This window comes from Streptomyces noursei ATCC 11455, assembly GCF_001704275.1.
Lineage (GTDB): Bacteria > Actinomycetota > Actinomycetes > Streptomycetales > Streptomycetaceae > Streptomyces > Streptomyces noursei.
Genome location: NZ_CP011533.1, coordinates 553,911 through 569,397, shown reverse-complemented (window position 1 = coordinate 569,397; position 15,487 = coordinate 553,911). Strand labels below are relative to the sequence as shown.

Sequence of the window (15,487 nt, the reverse complement as noted above, 5' to 3'; positions counted from 1 at the left end):
CGGCTTAAATTCCTTATTTCGACGTTATCGGGGCCGCATGGCCGAGAGAATCGGCCGAACGGAGGGTGGAGTGGGGGAGCGGTACTCCACCGACCCGAACCGGATCGGGTCCGGTCCGTTTGTGGGGCGGAATTCTTCATGGCCGATCGTCGCCGACTTGTCACCCGCCGCCTCCTCCGGTCGCCCGAACCGCTCGGCCCCCTCCGTTCCTACAGTCGAAACGGACCAGGCCCGGCAGACATCGGCGCGTCGCGCTGCCGCCGGTGTGCCGGGTCCCCGACGCAGCCCGCCGCCCGACGCACCCACGGGCGCCGCGTCCCTCACCACGGCGCGGCAGCGGGAGGGGGCTGCCGGCTCTTCCACGCCCGAGCGCGAGGTCTGCGCGGGTTTCCGAGGTGAGAGAGAACGATGATGCTGCTGTCCGGCCACACGTCTGCCCGCACCGGTCTCGGCCGCCGCGCCGTGCGGCCCCGCAACGGGACCGGATCGACGGACCTGCGCACCCTCCGCGGGCGCCTGTTGGCGCTGGTGTGCTGTCTGGCGGTCCTCATGGTCGGCACCCTGGTGCTGACCCGTCCGTTCGTACCGGAGTCGCGTTCGTCGGAGGTCCGGCGCACCGATGTCCTGGGCCAACTGCTGGTCGTGGTCCTGCTCGGCTCACTGACGTACGCGATCATCGGGGCCCCGCGCCGCGGTTGGAGCGCGCCGCCGATCCTGACCTGCCTGGCCGCCGCGGTGGTCGCCCTCGCCGTCTTCGCGGTATGGGAGCGCAACTGTCCGCAACCCCTTGTCGACCTGCACTTCTTCCGCAGCGTGCCGTTCACCGGATCGGTGGTCATCTCCGTGGCCTCGTTCGCCGCGCTCGGCGGGTACCTGTTCGTCAGCACCCTGTACCTCCAGGACGTGCGGGGCATGAGCGCGTTCGCCGCCGGGTTGTGGATGCTGCCAATGCCTCTGATGACCGTGGCCTGCGCTCCGGTGGCCGGCCGTCTGTCGGGCAGTCAGGGCCCGCGTATGCCGCTGGTGCTCGCGGGTGTCGCGATGGCGTCCGGCGGCCTGCTGATGGCCGTCTGCCACGGGCAGGACCGGGCCGTGTCGCTGTGCCTCGCCTACGCCCTGTTCGGCGCCGGGATCGGCCTGATGGACGTCCCGGCGACGGCGCTGGCGGTTGCCGGCATGCCCCGGACGCGTGCGGGCACGGCCTCCGCCGTCACCATGGCCGCCTGCCGCATCGGCGTGGTCCTGGGAGTGGCGACCTTCGGGGCGGTGCTGTCCTTGGGGCTGACCCACGATCTGCACCCGGGCCCGGGTGGCAGGTTGGCGTTCACCGCGGCCTTCGGGCAGGCCGAACAGCCGGTCTGGTGGATCGTCACCGGCTGCGGTGCCGCGGTGGCCCTGCTGGGGCTGTGCGTCACCGGCACGTGGGCCCGGGCCACCGCCCACCGCTCAGCCGTCGCGCTGGACGGCGCCCCCGCGCCGGGGCACACCAGGACATGACTGGCCCGCATCTCCCGTCACCCGTCCCATACGGTGGGCACTGCCAGGACTTCGCTGTCCGGAGGATCAGGACCATGGCGGATACGAAACGCGTCGACGGCAACTCGACCCCCGGAGCCCCGGGAGACCGGTGGCGGTCCCGTGGCCCGTTGCTCGCGGTGTGCGCCGGGTACTTCATGGTGATCCTGGACGTCACGATCATCAATGTGGCCGTGCCGGTGGTGGGCCGGGAGTTGGGCACTTCTCTCACCGGGATCCAGTGGATCACCGACGGGTACACGCTGGTCTTCGCCGGGCTGCTGCTGACCGGTGGCGCCCTGGGGGACCGGTTGGGCAGCCGGCGGGTCTTCTGCTGTGGCGTGGCGGTCTTCACCCTCGCCTCACTCGCCTGCGCACTGGCCCAGAACCCGGCCTCCCTGGTCGTGGCCCGGCTGGTGGAGGGGTCCGGCGCGGCGCTGATCGTGCCCGGTTCCCTCGCCCTGCTCCAACAGGCATACTCCGCGCCCGACGCCCGCTCGCGGGCCTTCGGACTGTGGGGATCCATGGCCGGCATCGCCGCATCCGCCGGTCCGTTGCTCGGTGGGCTCTTGGTCACCACGCTGGGCTGGCGCTGGGTGTTCCTCATCAACCTGCCGGTCGGCGTCGCCTGCCTGGCGCTGACCCTGCGGTGCGTCGCGCCCTCGCGCCGGCACGGCGCCCGGTCCCTGGACTGGCCGGCCCAGTGCGCCGTTGCGGTGATGGTCGCCCTGTTGACCGCCGCCCTCAACGAGGCCGGCCGGCGCGGCTGGTACGACCCGGCGGTCCTGGCCATGGCGGGACTCTCGGCGGTGTGCGCAGCCGCCTTCGTGCTGCGCGAGCAGCTGGCCCGGATGCCTGTGCTTCCGGTGCGCCTGCTGCGCTCGCGCGCGATGGGCGGGGGAGCCGCCATCGGCCTGCTGTTCAACTTCGCCTTCTACGGCATGGTGTTCACCGCCAGTCTCGACTTCCAAAGACAGCGCGGTTACAGCGCTCTGGAGACCGGAGTGGCCCTGTTGCCGGCCGTGGTGATGACCACGTTCGCCTCCGCCCTGTCCGGCCGACTGGCCCGCCGCACCGGCCACCGGCCCCTGGTGGTCGCGGGCATGCTGGTGGCAGCCGCGGGCCTGGCGGGCTGGGCGGCAGCCGGCCCCGACCCCTCGTATCCCTTGCTGGTGGCCCCGATGATGGCCGCGGGATTCGGAACCTCCTTCGCCCTGACAGGTTCCACCTCGGCGGTCATGACCGCCGCCCCCACCGGTTACGCGGGCACCGCCTCCGCCCTGTTCAACACCACGCGCCAGATCGGCAGTGCCGCCGGAGTCGCCCTCGGTGGCACGTTCCTCGCCACGGCCGCCGACTACGGGACAGGGCTGCGCCTGAGCATGGGCATCGGTGCCCTCGCCTACTTCACCGCCGTCGTCCTCGCCTGGCTTTGCGTACCGGCAACGGACGCGGCGAAACCGTCGGAAGCCTGCCGGCACACGGGCGCGGGCCGGCGAGGGCCGCACCGTCCCACCACTCCACCGGACTCCCGCCGGAACGCTCCCGATCACCCCACCACTCTCGACACTCTCGACGTATGAAGGGCGACCAGGCACACGATGGGCGACCGGCGACCCGGCGTATGAAGGGCGCCGCCCCGCCAGCGTCCGGCACGCGCATGTCAGTGGCGATAGCCGAGGTCCGCCGTCCGGCCGGCGCGCAGGTCGTCCAGCACCCGATCGACGCGGGTGGCGTCGTACGCGATGCCGGTGAGCCATGTCTCCAGGTCGGCGACGAGGAAGACGGCCGCGGGCCCGGTGCCGGCGCCGTGCGCCGTCGAGGCGATCAGCGGGCCGGACTCGTCGGCCAGGTATCCGCCGCGTTCGTGGGGCTCGACGTGGCCCGAACGCCGGACCAGTTCGGCCGCACGACGGCAGTCGTCGGCCACGCGGGCGGCGAGGTCGACGAGTTGGTCGGCGACGGCCGGCGGCAGCGGGGTGGTGTCGGTGGCGTGTTCGGCGAGCAGCAGGGCGCCGCCGCCCACGGTGCTGTAGCCGGCGGCCATGGCGAGTTCCCAGGGCAGTTCGGGGCCCTTCCGGGAGGCCCCTTCGGTGCGGTACTGGGTGTAGGCGGCTTGGACGAGTCGGAGGGTGCGGTCGGCGTCGCGCAGCACCTCGCCGTCCTCGCCGGCCAGATCCTGGCCCCCGGGCGGCCGGCACAGCCGTTCCGTGAGGTCCTGGCATGCCTGGGCGGATGCCGCCATGAAGCGGACCACGGAGCGGCGGAGTTCGTTCTGCGCACCCCGGGGCCAGGCGAGCAGGGCGGCGGTGGCACCGATGAGACCGCCGATCAGCACGTCCAGGAAACGCCACGTGGGAATGCCCAGACTGGGTGGTTCGACCTGCGCGAAGACGGTCACCAACGTGAGCGTGAGCGCCGCCTGGACCCAGACCGGCCCCAACAGCGGCCCCACCCCGAAGCCGAGGAACACCACCACGGGAGCCGCGACCATGTAGACGGCCGGAGTGTTACCGGCGACGACGACCAACAAGGCCGCCACCACGGCACCCAACCCGGTGCCGAGGAACGCCGGTCCCAGAGCTCCCCGGGTGTCCGAGGCGGAGGTGCGCAGCAGGCTCAGCGTTGCCAGCAGGACCCAGAAGCCGTGCGGCAGGTTGAGGCTGCCGACGAGGAGCCTGGCCCCGGCGAGGGCGAGGGCCGCCCGCAGCGCGTTCTGGAACAGCACCGATCGCGGCGTCAGATGCAGGCGCAGCCGGTACCAGTAGCGAACGGGGGCGCTGACCGTGGCGTACCGGAAGGGGGTGCCCAGGCGGTGCCACAGGTGCTGCGGCGGTGCGTCGAAGGCGATGCGGGCGGCCTCGGTGAGCAGTACTCCGGCCGCGGCCGTGTCATGGACGACCGCGGCCAGGCGCAGTTGTCCGGGGCTCGCGGTGCCGACCGTGGCCTGGCGGGCGCATCCGAAGGAACGCACCGACTCGGCCAACGTATCGGTGGCCAGATCTTCAGGAGCGGCGGCACGGAGGACGCCGGCAGCGCGGCGCAGGCTGCCGGCGGTGGAGTCGAGAAGGCGAGCGGCGTGAGGAGCGGGACCGTGCCGGTCGAGGGCGATCCGATCGAGTTGGTTGACCAGGTGACGCAGTACGGCCCGTACGTCGTACAGACCGCGATGCCGCAGTGAGGCTCCGGTGGGGCGTTCGGGCAGCGCGACCTGCGTCAGTCGGGTGGCGAACAGGGTCTGGCTCACCCTGTCGTGCGGGGGAGCGGCGGTGTCGCCGGACGGCTCCGCGATGCGGCGCGCCAGTGCCGTGCAGTACTCGGCGGTGGCGTCCACCGCGTCGGCGAGCAGCACACGGTACGGCGGCGGCAGTGGACCCTGCCACAGCAGCCGGTCGACGAGCGCGGCGGTGAGCATGCCGACGGCCAGTCCGCCGAGCCGCTGCCCGAGGGATTCCGGGGCGTAGGGCGGGAAACAGGGCAACAGGTAGTAGAGCTGGAACGAGGTGGCCAGTCCGCCGGCGGCCGGGCCGCCCACGCCCAGATAGGACGTGACGAAGGTGACGACGAACATCCCCAGTGCCGCGCTCCAGGAGTGCGCAGCCAGCAAGGTCCCCGCGGTGACCAGCAACAGCCCCACCGGCAGGGCGGCGAGCAAAGGGGCGGTGCGCTCGCGCGCGGTACCCGGCAGCCGGGAGAAGAGGGTGATCGGAATGGCCCCGAACAGGGCATAGAGCGCCATGGCCGGCTCGTTGAATCCGTACCGCAGTAGATAGAAGACGCCGAGGCCGGCGAGCGTGGCCCAGAGCGCCCGCCGCAGCTGCGCGGCCGCGTCGGGACGGCGCAGCACCCAGCCGAGCGGGCCGCGCCAGCACGCCGGGTTCACCAGCCGGTCCTTCCGGGCCGTACCGCCCGGCGCGACGCACAGCCGCGCCCGGGGTCGCCGGCGGTCGACGAGGTCTGGTGGGGGCTCGTTCCCATGGACTCAATCTAGGCGGCGGCCTGGCGGCTGCAACCGGTGTTCCACACGGCACACGGCGTTTCGCCGTCCGTACCGGCCCTCCGTGTGGCTCCGCAGACGGCGAAGAGCAGGAGGACCATCAGCCTGTGTCGAGAGCTTTGTCGGCGGCCGTGCTGTGGAAGTCCGTGGCATGGCCAGTGCAGCCGGAAGGTTCGCCAGGTGGCGCAGACGCCGCACTGCCCACGCCACCGGCCTGCGCAGGCCGGCACCGCCCGGGTGTGGGCGCCGAAACGCCTGCGCTGCGGTTGTTCGCCGTCGCTGCCCAGCTGGTCACCACCGGCCGCCGCCGCATTCTCCGGCTCGCGAAGCACTGGCCCTGGACCAACCAGGTCACCGATGCCCCGGCACGGCTCGAAGCCCTTCCCAACTCCGGCTGACCAGCGCTTTCTCGTCCCTATGGGGGGTACCGAGTAGTACCACCCCACCGGAGCAGTGGAACCCGGCGCCCACCCGACGCGGCTGCCGGGCCGAGGTCATGTCCGAAACTCACAGCACAGACGGAAACAGCCCGCCGGAAGAACCGGCGAGCTGTCATGAAGCCCGAGGCTAGGCGGACTTGGCCGTCGCGCGGACGCCGAAGTGGACGTACCGGCTGCCGTCGGCGAGCGCGTAGAACACCACGGGAATCCACGCGTCCTTCTCGTTGCGGCGGCCGGCGAACACCGTCTTCGCCGGCGTGTGCGAGACCGGGGTCAGGTGCCAGACCAGCGGGTCGAAGGTGCCTGCCAGGCCGTCCGCACCCTCGTACGTCAGCCGCAGTGTGCCCGGGCCGCCGTCGCCGGCGGCGATGGTCATCAGGAAGCCCTCGCGCTGGTAGCTGCCGAGGAACGGCTCCGTCTCCACCGCCACGGGTTCGGAGGCCGGCGCGAACGCGGGCATGGTGACCCCGGCGAGTTCGGCGCAGAGCTCGCGGCAGAGCGTCTCGAAGACCTTGGGCGCGGCCCCGCCGCCGTTGGTCAACAGGGCGATGGCGAGGCCCTTCTCCGGGATGGCACGCAGGTAGGCGAGTTGGCCGAAGGTGCTGCCGTCGTGGCCGAAGCCGCGCGCGCCGTCCCATTCGAACAGGCCCCAGCCCAGGCCCCAGTGGGCGCCGAGGAACCACTGGTCGGGCATCTCGACCTCGCGGGTCAGCATCGCCTCGACCACGGCGGCCGGCAGTGCCCGGGTGCCGTCCGGCGCGGCTCCGCCGTCCACGAAGGCCCGCGCGAACCGGGCCACGTCGGCGGCGGTCGCGCTGATCCCGCCGTAGGGGCCGGCCGAGCGCGGCATCATGTTCCAGAGCGGGGTGGGGGCGGGGGTCTCGCCCGGCTCGCCCATGTGTCCCATGGCGGCGCGGAAGCGCAGCACCTCCTCGGGGAGGGTCATGGTGTGCCCCAGCCCGAGCGGGGCGAGGAGCAGCTCCTTGAGTGCCTCGTCCCAGGTCTGGCCGGTGACCACCTCGACGATCCGGCCCAGGACGTTGTAGGCGGTGCTGGAGTACGACATGGTGGCGCCGGGCGGGTTGGTCAGGCCGACGGTCCGTGCGCCCTCGACGTAGCGGGCCAGGCAGTCGTCGCCCCGGCCGGTGTCGTTGACGTAGTCACCCTCGATGCCGCTGGTGTGGTTGAGCAGCTGGCGCGGAGTGATGGTCCGGGTGGCCCCGGCGTCGGCGACCGCGAAGTCCGGCAGGACGTCCGCGACCGGCGCGTCGAGGTCCAGTTTCCCGGCGTCGGCGAGCAGCACCACCATGGCGGCGGTGTAGCCCTTGCTGATGGAGCCGATCTGGAACACGGAGTCCGGGGTCACCGCGACGCCGGTGCCGGTGTGCAGGATGCCGGCGGCCGCCTCGTGGATCTCGCCGTCGGCGAGCACGGCGAGGGCGGCGCCGGGGATGTGGTGGGCGGCGAGGAGTTCGCCGAGCCGGGTCTGCCAGCGGGCGGTGTCGAACGCGGGGGCGCCGTCGCTCACGCCCAGCGCGCGGTTGACCGTACGGGCCACGTCACGGTCGGTCTGCTCCAGGATCTTGGCCACCTCCTGGTCGACGAGGTTCGACACTTCCCGGCGCAGGCTTTCCGACATGCTTCTCTCCCTCATGGTCACCGTGGATCGGGCGCGGGTGGGGTGGCGCGGTGGCTGCCGGCTAGCCGGCGCTGCGGGTCCGCCGACCGATGAGCCCGGTCAGTGAGGCGACCGTCGTGCGCGGCGGCCGCCGGAGGTCGCGGTCCGGGTGCAGGACGGTGCGGAACGCCGCCCAGGCGAGTGCGCCCAGGGCGAAGCCGTAGCAGGAGACCAGCCCGTGCCCGTTCTCCTGCGCGAACCACATCGCCAGCCCGAGCACCGGCACGCCGAGCGCCAGCAGCCGGTTCTTGCGGGCGGCCTTGCCGCGGTTCGTGCCCTCGTCGTCGGAGCCCTTCTCGGCGGCCTCGCCGGAGTTCTCGTCGGCGCCGCCGCGCAGCAGCAGAGCCGCGGCCAGCGTCGCGCCCAGGAAGTAGGTGGCACCGGAACTGCCGGCGAAGTTGCGGGGGTCGGTGCTGTGGGAGGTCTGGCCCCACAGTCTGTCGATCTGCTCCGGCAGCAGGATGCCTGCGGCGAACAGGCCGAGCGTCAGCGGCGCACCCCAGAACCAGTCGGCGAAGGCCGCGACGGCGGCGAGGGTGGCGATGTTCCAGGCCGCCCCGCCGAGGCCGCCGTTCTGCATGAAGACCGAGGTGACCACACGCCACCAGCCGGACTTCGACGGGTCCGCGTCGAGCGCGCCCATCGCCCCCGGCCAGCAGAGCTGGAGGGCCACCCCGGCGAGTGCGAGCCCGGTCAGGCCGACGCCGGTCCAGGGGATCCGCCGCCGGCCCAGTGTGCTCTGGCCGACCAGGGCCAGTCCTCCGTTGAACATCAGCACCATCAGTGCCGCCGTGGTCACGTTGAACAGCAGGATGTCCATCGTCACCGCCCCCCTCCAAGCCGTGTTCGATTTCGCTGATCACGACATTAGCGCGACCCGGAGCTTTTTCAAACACTGTTTGAAAGTTGCGGTTGAAAGCTGGCGCGGCTCGCTAGACTGCGGCCGTGAAGCTGTCCGCAGACCTGATCATCGACGCGGGGATGGCGGTGTTCGCGCAGACCGGCTACCACGGCTTCTCCGTGCGCCGGGTCGCGGACCGCCTCGACGTGCACGCCGGCAGCCTCTACTACCACGTGCCCAGCAAGGCAGCATTGCTCCAGCTGATGGCCGACCGGGTGGCGGGGCAGGCATACGAGGCAGGCACCGCCGCCCTGGCCGGACTGCCGGCGCAGGCAGGCTGGCCGGCGCGGGTCGCGGCGCAGGCCGTCGCCCTGCGACAGAGCATCCGGCAGCACCCCGGCGGGGCGATCATGCTCGCCGGCAGCCCGAAAACCCTCAGCCCCGGCGCGCTCTCGCTGATGGAACGGCTGCTCGCCACCCTCGCCGAGGCCGGCGTGCCCCCGGAGCACTGCGGCACCGCCGCCGACACCGTGCTCAGCCACGTCACCGGTTACGTGCTCCAGGAGCAGAGCGAGCCACCCGCGGTGCCGGTCACCGCCGAGGACGCCGCCGCCCTCCACCAAAGCTTCCCCCGGACGGCCGCCGCGGCCGCGCACGGGCCGGACGAGAAGTTCACCCGCAGCCTGGACCTGCTCTGCGCCGGCATCGGGACGCTGATCCGCCCACCGTCCGAGGGACCGCCGCCCGAAGGAACCCCGTCCGAAGAACCGGACGGGAAGAGTTAGTTGACGGACGCTTGGACCACGTCGACTCGTCGCTGGCGACAGCAAGGCTGCCGCATGAGCACGTGCGACAAGTCGAATGCCTCATCGGTGACAACCAGGCTGCCTCCGCCGGTCCTGCCCGCCAACTCATCGGGCTCCAGGGCCTGTCCGACAGGTCAGGGTCGGACAGACCCTGGTCCGGCGGCGGGGGCGAACTGGTCGTGTTCTACGCGAGCAACGTCTTCACCCTCGCCGGTCACCCTGTAGGCCGTTTCGGTCGGAGTAAGTCGGAGCAAGATGCCGTGAGTGATCGTTGGCGTTCCCGGATGGGATTCTGGGGAGATGCGCCCTTGGAACACCTCCACGCAGAAGGACCTGCGGCGGCTGCTCAACGAGTGGGATCCGATCGGTGTCGCCGACGACGTCCGGGACGAGTACGACTGCATGATCGGTCCTTTGTTCCGCAGGCTCCATGGTGGCGCGGACCAGGCGGAGATCGGTGAGTTCCTGCGGCATGAGCTGGAGGTCCATTTCGGACTTCCTTCGAGTCGGCCACCCCAGGCGGTGGCCGCTCGCGTGATCGCCTGGTGGACAGCCGCTGATCCGACCGGCGGCGCGGACAGCCGGTAGCCGTTCCTCTCAGGGACGTCTCTGCGTTGGTCTGTGTGTGCCGTTGGCAGATGTGCAGTGGGCGAGGGTTGAGCCGTTGCTTCCGGACCGGGCTACGAAGCGGGGTGGTCGCTGGCGGCCCCTCACGATGTCCGCCCACATGCGATGCTCGAACCGCCGGCCTATACGCCGGGTACTCGCCCATCGGAACGTGGATCAGCCTCTGACCTACCACAGAATCCGGGCACATCCATCTGCTGAGTGCCGACGACGGACAGCAGACGCAGTGCCTGTGCCGACGGCGAGCCGGGGACGGTGGTGTAGATGACGAGTTGCTGGTCCCGGTCGGCGATGTCCAGGACGTCGCAGCTGACGGTGACAGGGCCGACGAGGGGTGCTCGAAGGTCTTGCAGAGGGTGGGGCGGGCGGTCACGTCGTGGGTGGCCCAGAGCCGGCTGAACTCCTCGCTACCAGAGAGGAGTTCCTCGACCAGACCGGTCACCTCCGGGGCGTTGGGGTAGCGAGCCGCGGCGGCGCGCAGGTGCTGAGCGGAGGTCCGAGCGAACTCGTCCGCGCCCGAGACGCCGTACAGCCGCCGGCCGGGCCGGTGCGGGCCAAGGAAGGCACGTCGGATCAGGTTCCGGTCCCGGCGCGACAAGGCGGAGAAGTCCTCCATCAGGGCGGCGGCCAGTCCATTCCAGGCGATGACCTCATACGTCGCCGACAACACGATCGCCGCGGCCTCCGGCAGCCGCTGCAGCAGATCGACGATGCTCTGCCGTACCTCTCGCGAAGGCCCTGGCAGCGGTCCGGGAGGGGCACCGGCGAGATGGTGCAGGTGATCGCGCTCGGCGTCCGACAGGCGCAGCGCGCGGGCGAGTTGGGCCAGCACCTCGCGGGAGGGGCGCGGGGCGCGTGCCTGTTCCAGCCGCGTGTAGTACTCGGCTGAGATGAACGCCAGCTGCGCCACCTCCTCACGACGCAGTCCCGGGGTGCGGCGGCGTGCCCCGGCGGGCAACCCCACGTCAGCGGGGGTGATGCGCTCGCGCCTGCCGCGCAGGAAGTCACCAAGCTCTCGTCGTACTCGTCGATCCACCTCCCCAGTGTGCGTGATCGCCAAGGCGCCCAGCCAGGTACTGCCGGTGCCTGGATGAGCGGGACGACCGGGCACAGGCTCGTCGGCATGAACAACTCACCGATCACGTCCCTCACGACCTCGGGCCTGCTCACCGACAAGGTCGCCTTCATCATTGGTGCCGGCCGTGGCATTGGCGCGGCAGCAGCGCGGCTGTTCGCCCGGGAGGGTGCCCGGGTGCTTCTCGCGGCCCGCACGCAGGACCAGCTCAAGGCGGTGACCGAGGAGATTCGGGAGGCCGGCGGGACCGCGGACTATGTGGTGTGCGACCTGACCGATCCGGCAAGCGTCCGTGCAGCCGTCAACCGGTCGGTGGAGCTGTATGGCAGGCTCGACGTGGCATTCAACAATGGCGCGACGGGGCAGCTGCCCGGCCCGATGGACCAGCTGTCGGAAGCCGATTTCGACCATGTCTGCGCCGTCAATCTCAAGGGCCCCTGGCTGGCCATGACTGCTGAGATCGCTGCCATCCGCGGCACCGCGAAGCACGGAGCCATCGTCAATAGCTCCAGCGTCGGTAGTCTGATGGGCAACCCCCAACTGCCGGCGTACGGCGCGGCGAAGCGGGCCGCCAACAGCCTCACCGCATCGGCAGCCGCCACATACGGCCCGGAGGGGATCCGCGTCAACGCCATCGCGCCCGGCCCCACGCTCACCGAGATGCTGCACGAGTGGGACGAGAAGTCACCCGGCACCATCGAACAGCTCAACGCCCAGACCCCGCTGGGCCGCCCCGCCGATCCGGAAGAGATCGCCCAGGCCGCCGCCTGGCTCCTCAGCGACCGCTCCTCCTACGTCACCGGCACGGTCCTCCGGGTCGACGGCGGCATGGGAGCCTGAGAGACGTCTGCCATCAGGCTGAGGATCGAGGTGCCGGGGCGTGATCGTGCCTCCGGCATCTGGGCGAGTTGCCTCGGACTGTGACCGGAGCTGATCAACGACCTCGGCATGCCGACCACTGCCGTTGAGCCGCCGTGATCTCCAGCGATGCCTGGAGATGCCAGCGCTCGTCGTCGCCGACACCCTCGGTTGTCACGGCAACCCGCCTTGCGTCCGCGACCGGAGGCACCTCAAGGCTCATGGAGGGCCGTTCGGCCCTATGGTTCGGAATCGAGTCGGCGGATTCCGGCAAGACGGCGGAAGAAGACTGCCATGCATGAGCCAGACCGTCATGTCGAGCGCCTTGTCAACGAGGTCAACGAGTTCTTTGCCGCTGGGTATTCTCTTCGGGAAGCAGCCTTCATGCGCTGGCATACCCGAAGGGAGCTCGACCCGGTTACGGCGCTGCCGGTCCGGTCCTGGTCCGTCGATCGCGCCCTTGGCGCCTTCGAATTGAGCAGCTCAGCCGCCCGGCGGCACAGCTGATGGCCGATCATGCCAGGCCGAGTCGGTGGCTCTCGTCGTCCCTGCGGGGCACTGGCCGTCGGGACTCGTAGCCGCGTCCCCGCCGGCATGGACTTCGTGGTGCGTCCGAGCGTTTCCGGAGCAGCGCGACGGTACCTCGGTTCTCGCAGCACCCACAGGATCGGGCCCACAGGACGGCTGCGGGCCCTTTTCCGTGACATCGTGGCCGACAGGAGGAATCCCCTCAGCATGAGGCCAGGGGCAGTGCGTTGCCTTCTCGCGCCAGATGGACCTTTGTGGAGAACCCGCCTCGGACCGACCCAATGCTGTGACCTGCCCACAAAGACGGACCGTGTGAGGCACACGAGATGGGACTACTGGGGCCTGTCCGGCGGAGCGTGCGAGCGGGCCTACTCAGGCCCATGCAGGCCGTTGCGATTCACCTGCGGTTTCAGTCCACGGCGTGCGTGATGTACCCCGGCAGCTGTGCAACCTGTGCCTATGGCTCCGAAGGCGAGCGTCCAGACCATCGCTTTTGCGGCGGCATCCCCATCATGCCGTATGTAATCACCGATGAGAGTGCGTGTCACGGCGATGGACTGCCCTTTCCGGCCGTTCTCGGAGTCCACTTCTGCGCGGTCGTCGACGGTCTCGCTGTTGCTTGCCCTGAACGCGCCCAGACAGACACGTTTTTGCCCGCTTCGAGTAGCGGGTCGCATCTCACAGTGTTCGATCTGCAGACTTCCGGTCGCCGTGCCGTTACCGCGTGCCGCTGCCCACTCAAGGGCGCCAAACGTGACGGAACCACCGAACATGCCTAGACCTGCCGCCAGGTAGCCGGCGGCGTACAGGGCACGCTGCCGTCGTGTCGGTTGCTCGTCCGCAGCGAGAAGTGTCACGTACGTACCTCCCAAAGGGGCAAGTGAAGGTGAAACGCCCCCGTGATCGCATGCCAGGGTGACGATCGGGAATCACCACTTCGGCTCGCACCAGTCACAAGACCCGCCGACCAGGCACTACTGGGGCCCGTCCTCGACTCCCTGCGTGCGGGGTGCATCTCGAACATCGTTTCCCTTCCTTGGGCTGACCTCGAAGAGCACCGCCGTCGCTGGCGTCAGCAGTGGCATCCTCGGTTCGCCACATGCCTGGGGCAGTCAGCGCCTCTCGTGACCCCCTGGAGGCGAGATGCCCGGCCTGGCATGCCTGGTCTCTGCCTTCGGCTCCCACAATTTCTCGGAGGCAGGCACGGTTACTGACTCAGCTGACCCCCTCTAGGCGGCCGGGGGATCCGGTCGCGCCGCCACTCCAGACGGGTGGTTGCCTGCTGCAGGTCGTGGATCCGTCGGTCCAGGTCCTGGGCGGTCGGCACGGGAATGCAGTCGCGCTCAGGGATGCCCTCTTCGTTTTCCAGGCCAAGTTCGATGGTGGGACTACGGCCCTCGTAGGGGTGGTCGCAGTCCTCGCTCCAGATGGTGGCCCAGGCGAGGCGGAGTCGCCGGCCGCTGGCTGCCGGGGTAGCTCGACGGTGATCGGAGTGGACTGGTGCAGGATCGAGTCGCGCTCGGGGGCGTCGTTGACGTGACCCTCGATGCACCATTCGGGGCAATGCTCACCAATACTCACCTGTTACTGATCTTTCCACTCTTCTGCGCCAGTCATCCGAATTCTGCCATGCAGACGGAAAGGTCCTTTCTGGTGGGTGTGGGGCTCAGTGGGGTGCGGTTGCGCCCGGGGCCCATGTCCGGCGGCGAAGGGCACCCAGGGAGCGTTGGTGTCAGGTTCGTCGCGCCTGCGGGCTGCGCCCCGTCATTCCTGCTGTCTGACTTGAGAAGCCGTATCTCAAACAATCATGGAATGTGCGGGTCGAGAAGGTTTCCCGCGGGGGTGTTCTTCCGGCGGTATGTGCATGAAGGTGCGGCCTCTCGGTAGCTCGGGGATGCGAATCGATCCGAGCGATGCCGGGAGGCCCTGTTGTCGTTGTTGTACTCGTCCGAGCCCGTCCCGTTCAACTCGGCTGCTCCATCGCGTGATTGCCTCGCGCACGTGTATGGCAATGCGGCCGATCATCCCGATCGGGTGCGCCGGTATCCGTCGGACATGACGGACGCGGAGTGGGCGGCCGTCCGCCCTTTGCCGCCGGTGCCGGCCTGGCTCCTGGGGCGGGGGGGCAGCCCGCAGGCTACTGTCACCGGTAGATGTTGGAAGCGATCCGCTACCTGGTCGCGGGAGGGATCTGCTGGCGGGCGATGCCCGCGGACTTCCCCGTCTGGGGCCGGCCCCTCACACGCACAGCGTGCCAATGGCCCCTTGCTCGAGCGTCCCGAGTGTGGCGAACCACTGGCCTTGGGCGGGCTGGTGCTCAGTCGACGTGGGCCAGGATGAGAGCGTACCTGCCGGTCCCTGTGGCGATGCTCTGCACGGCATGCGTGGTGGCGCTGGGCTGACCCTGCAGGGGCGCTAGAACGCTGCCCCTATACCGATCTATTCCGGCACCGATATTCACGGCTGACATCAACAACGGCGGACAGGCGTGGAAGTGAACGGACGAGCACAAGTGATCGTCCACCGGCGGGGAACTGTCCTGCAGGGCAGCGCCAGGCCGCGGATCCAACTTCTGGGGCTGTGATGACTTGCGCCAAGGCAGCTCCAGCCCAAAGCCGCTCCGCCGGCCTCTCGAATCGCACCCTTGGCTGCACTCGATCAAGCGCAGCCCGGTGTCTGAGCCGGGTAGCCGGGTCACGTTGCCATGACCCGGCTACCCGATTCAGGCGGAGGCAGCCGCCCCGCCGGACCGGCGCTTCCTGAGCCAGACGGCTACCGCTGCCAGCCCCACGGGCGCCGCGACGGCGGCCTTGACGCCCAGCTTCGCGATGACCCAACCGACCGCCAAGTGCCATCCGGTCCACCAGGCCGTGAGCGCCACCAGTCCGGCAACAGCCAGGCCGCTTGCCGCGGACAGTGCGATGCGCGCCCAACGGCTTAACCGCAGTTCATCGTTCCCTTTACCCATGGGAGCAACTATACGAGCGAGTAGTTCCAGGCGCGGGGTGCCTGGGCACCCGTCTCGTCGCCTCGCCGGGATCGCGAGCGTCAACGGCCTTCGTCCGTCGAGTGATTGGACCTCGGTAGGGTCGGGGACTGGCGCCGAGTAGTGCTCTGTCGGA

At 70.2% G+C, this 15,487-nt stretch carries 12 protein-coding genes and 2 pseudogenes; 7 read left to right on the top strand and 7 right to left on the bottom strand.

Annotation, left to right across the window (positions count from 1 at the left end):
• Nucleotides 1-408: 408 nt before the first annotated feature.
• Nucleotides 409-1,497 (top strand): MFS transporter, encoded by a 1,089-nt coding sequence (locus SNOUR_RS02440; RefSeq protein WP_067343423.1) that lies wholly within the window; start codon nucleotides 409-411, stop codon nucleotides 1,495-1,497.
• Between the two features lie 74 nt (nucleotides 1,498-1,571).
• Nucleotides 1,572-3,098 carry an MFS transporter gene (locus tag SNOUR_RS02435; RefSeq protein ID WP_079142099.1) on the top strand — a complete coding sequence of 509 codons (1,527 nt, stop codon included), beginning with the start codon at nucleotides 1,572-1,574 and terminating at the stop codon, nucleotides 3,096-3,098.
• Between the two features lie 80 nt (nucleotides 3,099-3,178).
• Here the strand turns inward: SNOUR_RS02435 and SNOUR_RS02430 are convergent, their stop codons facing one another.
• Entirely contained in the window at nucleotides 3,179-5,398 is a 2,220-nt protein-coding gene (locus tag SNOUR_RS02430) for an FUSC family protein (protein ID WP_067343421.1), read from the bottom strand.
• Nucleotides 5,399-5,728: 330 nt separating this feature from the next.
• On the opposite strand from SNOUR_RS02430, the pseudogene SNOUR_RS44450 reads away from it, so the two are divergent.
• A pseudogene (locus SNOUR_RS44450) lies at nucleotides 5,729-5,910 on the top strand (transposase); the annotation flags it as partial.
• Between the two features lie 169 nt (nucleotides 5,911-6,079).
• Here SNOUR_RS44450 and SNOUR_RS02425 read toward each other — a convergent pair.
• Together SNOUR_RS02425 and SNOUR_RS02420 are read right to left on the bottom strand one after the other, a co-directional pair.
• Nucleotides 6,080-7,591 (bottom strand): serine hydrolase domain-containing protein, encoded by a 1,512-nt coding sequence (locus tag SNOUR_RS02425; RefSeq protein WP_079142097.1) that lies wholly within the window; start codon nucleotides 7,589-7,591, stop codon nucleotides 6,080-6,082.
• Nucleotides 7,592-7,652: 61 nt separating this feature from the next.
• Nucleotides 7,653-8,450, bottom strand: a complete 798-nt coding sequence (locus SNOUR_RS02420; RefSeq protein ID WP_067357589.1) for a hypothetical protein — start codon at nucleotides 8,448-8,450, stop codon at nucleotides 7,653-7,655.
• A gap of 125 nt (nucleotides 8,451-8,575) precedes the next feature.
• Between SNOUR_RS02420 and SNOUR_RS02415 the strand changes: the two genes are divergently transcribed.
• Together SNOUR_RS02415 and SNOUR_RS02410 are read left to right on the top strand one after the other, a co-directional pair.
• The gene (locus SNOUR_RS02415) at nucleotides 8,576-9,256 is read left to right on the top strand and encodes a TetR/AcrR family transcriptional regulator (RefSeq protein ID WP_067343419.1); all 681 of its coding nucleotides are present in this window, start codon (nucleotides 8,576-8,578) and stop codon (nucleotides 9,254-9,256) included.
• Nucleotides 9,257-9,577: 321 nt separating this feature from the next.
• Entirely contained in the window at nucleotides 9,578-9,865 is a 288-nt protein-coding gene (locus SNOUR_RS02410; RefSeq protein WP_067343417.1) for a hypothetical protein, read from the top strand.
• Between the two features lie 161 nt (nucleotides 9,866-10,026).
• Here the strand turns inward: SNOUR_RS02410 and SNOUR_RS42405 are convergent.
• Nucleotides 10,027-10,868 (bottom strand): annotated as a pseudogene (locus SNOUR_RS42405) (helix-turn-helix transcriptional regulator).
• Between the two features lie 159 nt (nucleotides 10,869-11,027).
• Here SNOUR_RS42405 and SNOUR_RS02400 point away from each other — a divergent pair.
• Nucleotides 11,028-11,819 (top strand): SDR family oxidoreductase, encoded by a 792-nt coding sequence (locus tag SNOUR_RS02400; protein ID WP_067343413.1) that lies wholly within the window; start codon nucleotides 11,028-11,030, stop codon nucleotides 11,817-11,819.
• Between the two features lie 312 nt (nucleotides 11,820-12,131).
• On the top strand, nucleotides 12,132-12,344 hold the full coding sequence (locus tag SNOUR_RS45955) for a hypothetical protein (RefSeq protein ID WP_159425779.1): 213 nt from the start codon (nucleotides 12,132-12,134) through the stop codon (nucleotides 12,342-12,344).
• 389 nt (nucleotides 12,345-12,733) lie between these two features.
• On the opposite strand, the gene SNOUR_RS45950 is transcribed toward SNOUR_RS45955, so the two are convergent.
• From SNOUR_RS45950 to SNOUR_RS45945, 3 genes are all read right to left on the bottom strand, one after another.
• Entirely contained in the window at nucleotides 12,734-13,222 is a 489-nt protein-coding gene (locus tag SNOUR_RS45950) for a hypothetical protein (RefSeq protein WP_159425778.1), read from the bottom strand.
• 358 nt (nucleotides 13,223-13,580) lie between these two features.
• Nucleotides 13,581-13,946: a DUF6907 domain-containing protein gene (locus SNOUR_RS49130; protein ID WP_376738492.1), complete on the bottom strand. Its 366-nt coding sequence runs from the start codon at nucleotides 13,944-13,946 to the stop codon at nucleotides 13,581-13,583.
• A gap of 1,141 nt (nucleotides 13,947-15,087) precedes the next feature.
• Nucleotides 15,088-15,333, bottom strand: coding sequence for a hypothetical protein (locus tag SNOUR_RS45945; RefSeq protein WP_159425777.1), 246 nt, complete (start codon nucleotides 15,331-15,333; stop codon nucleotides 15,088-15,090).
• Between the last annotated feature and the right edge of the window lie 154 nt (nucleotides 15,334-15,487).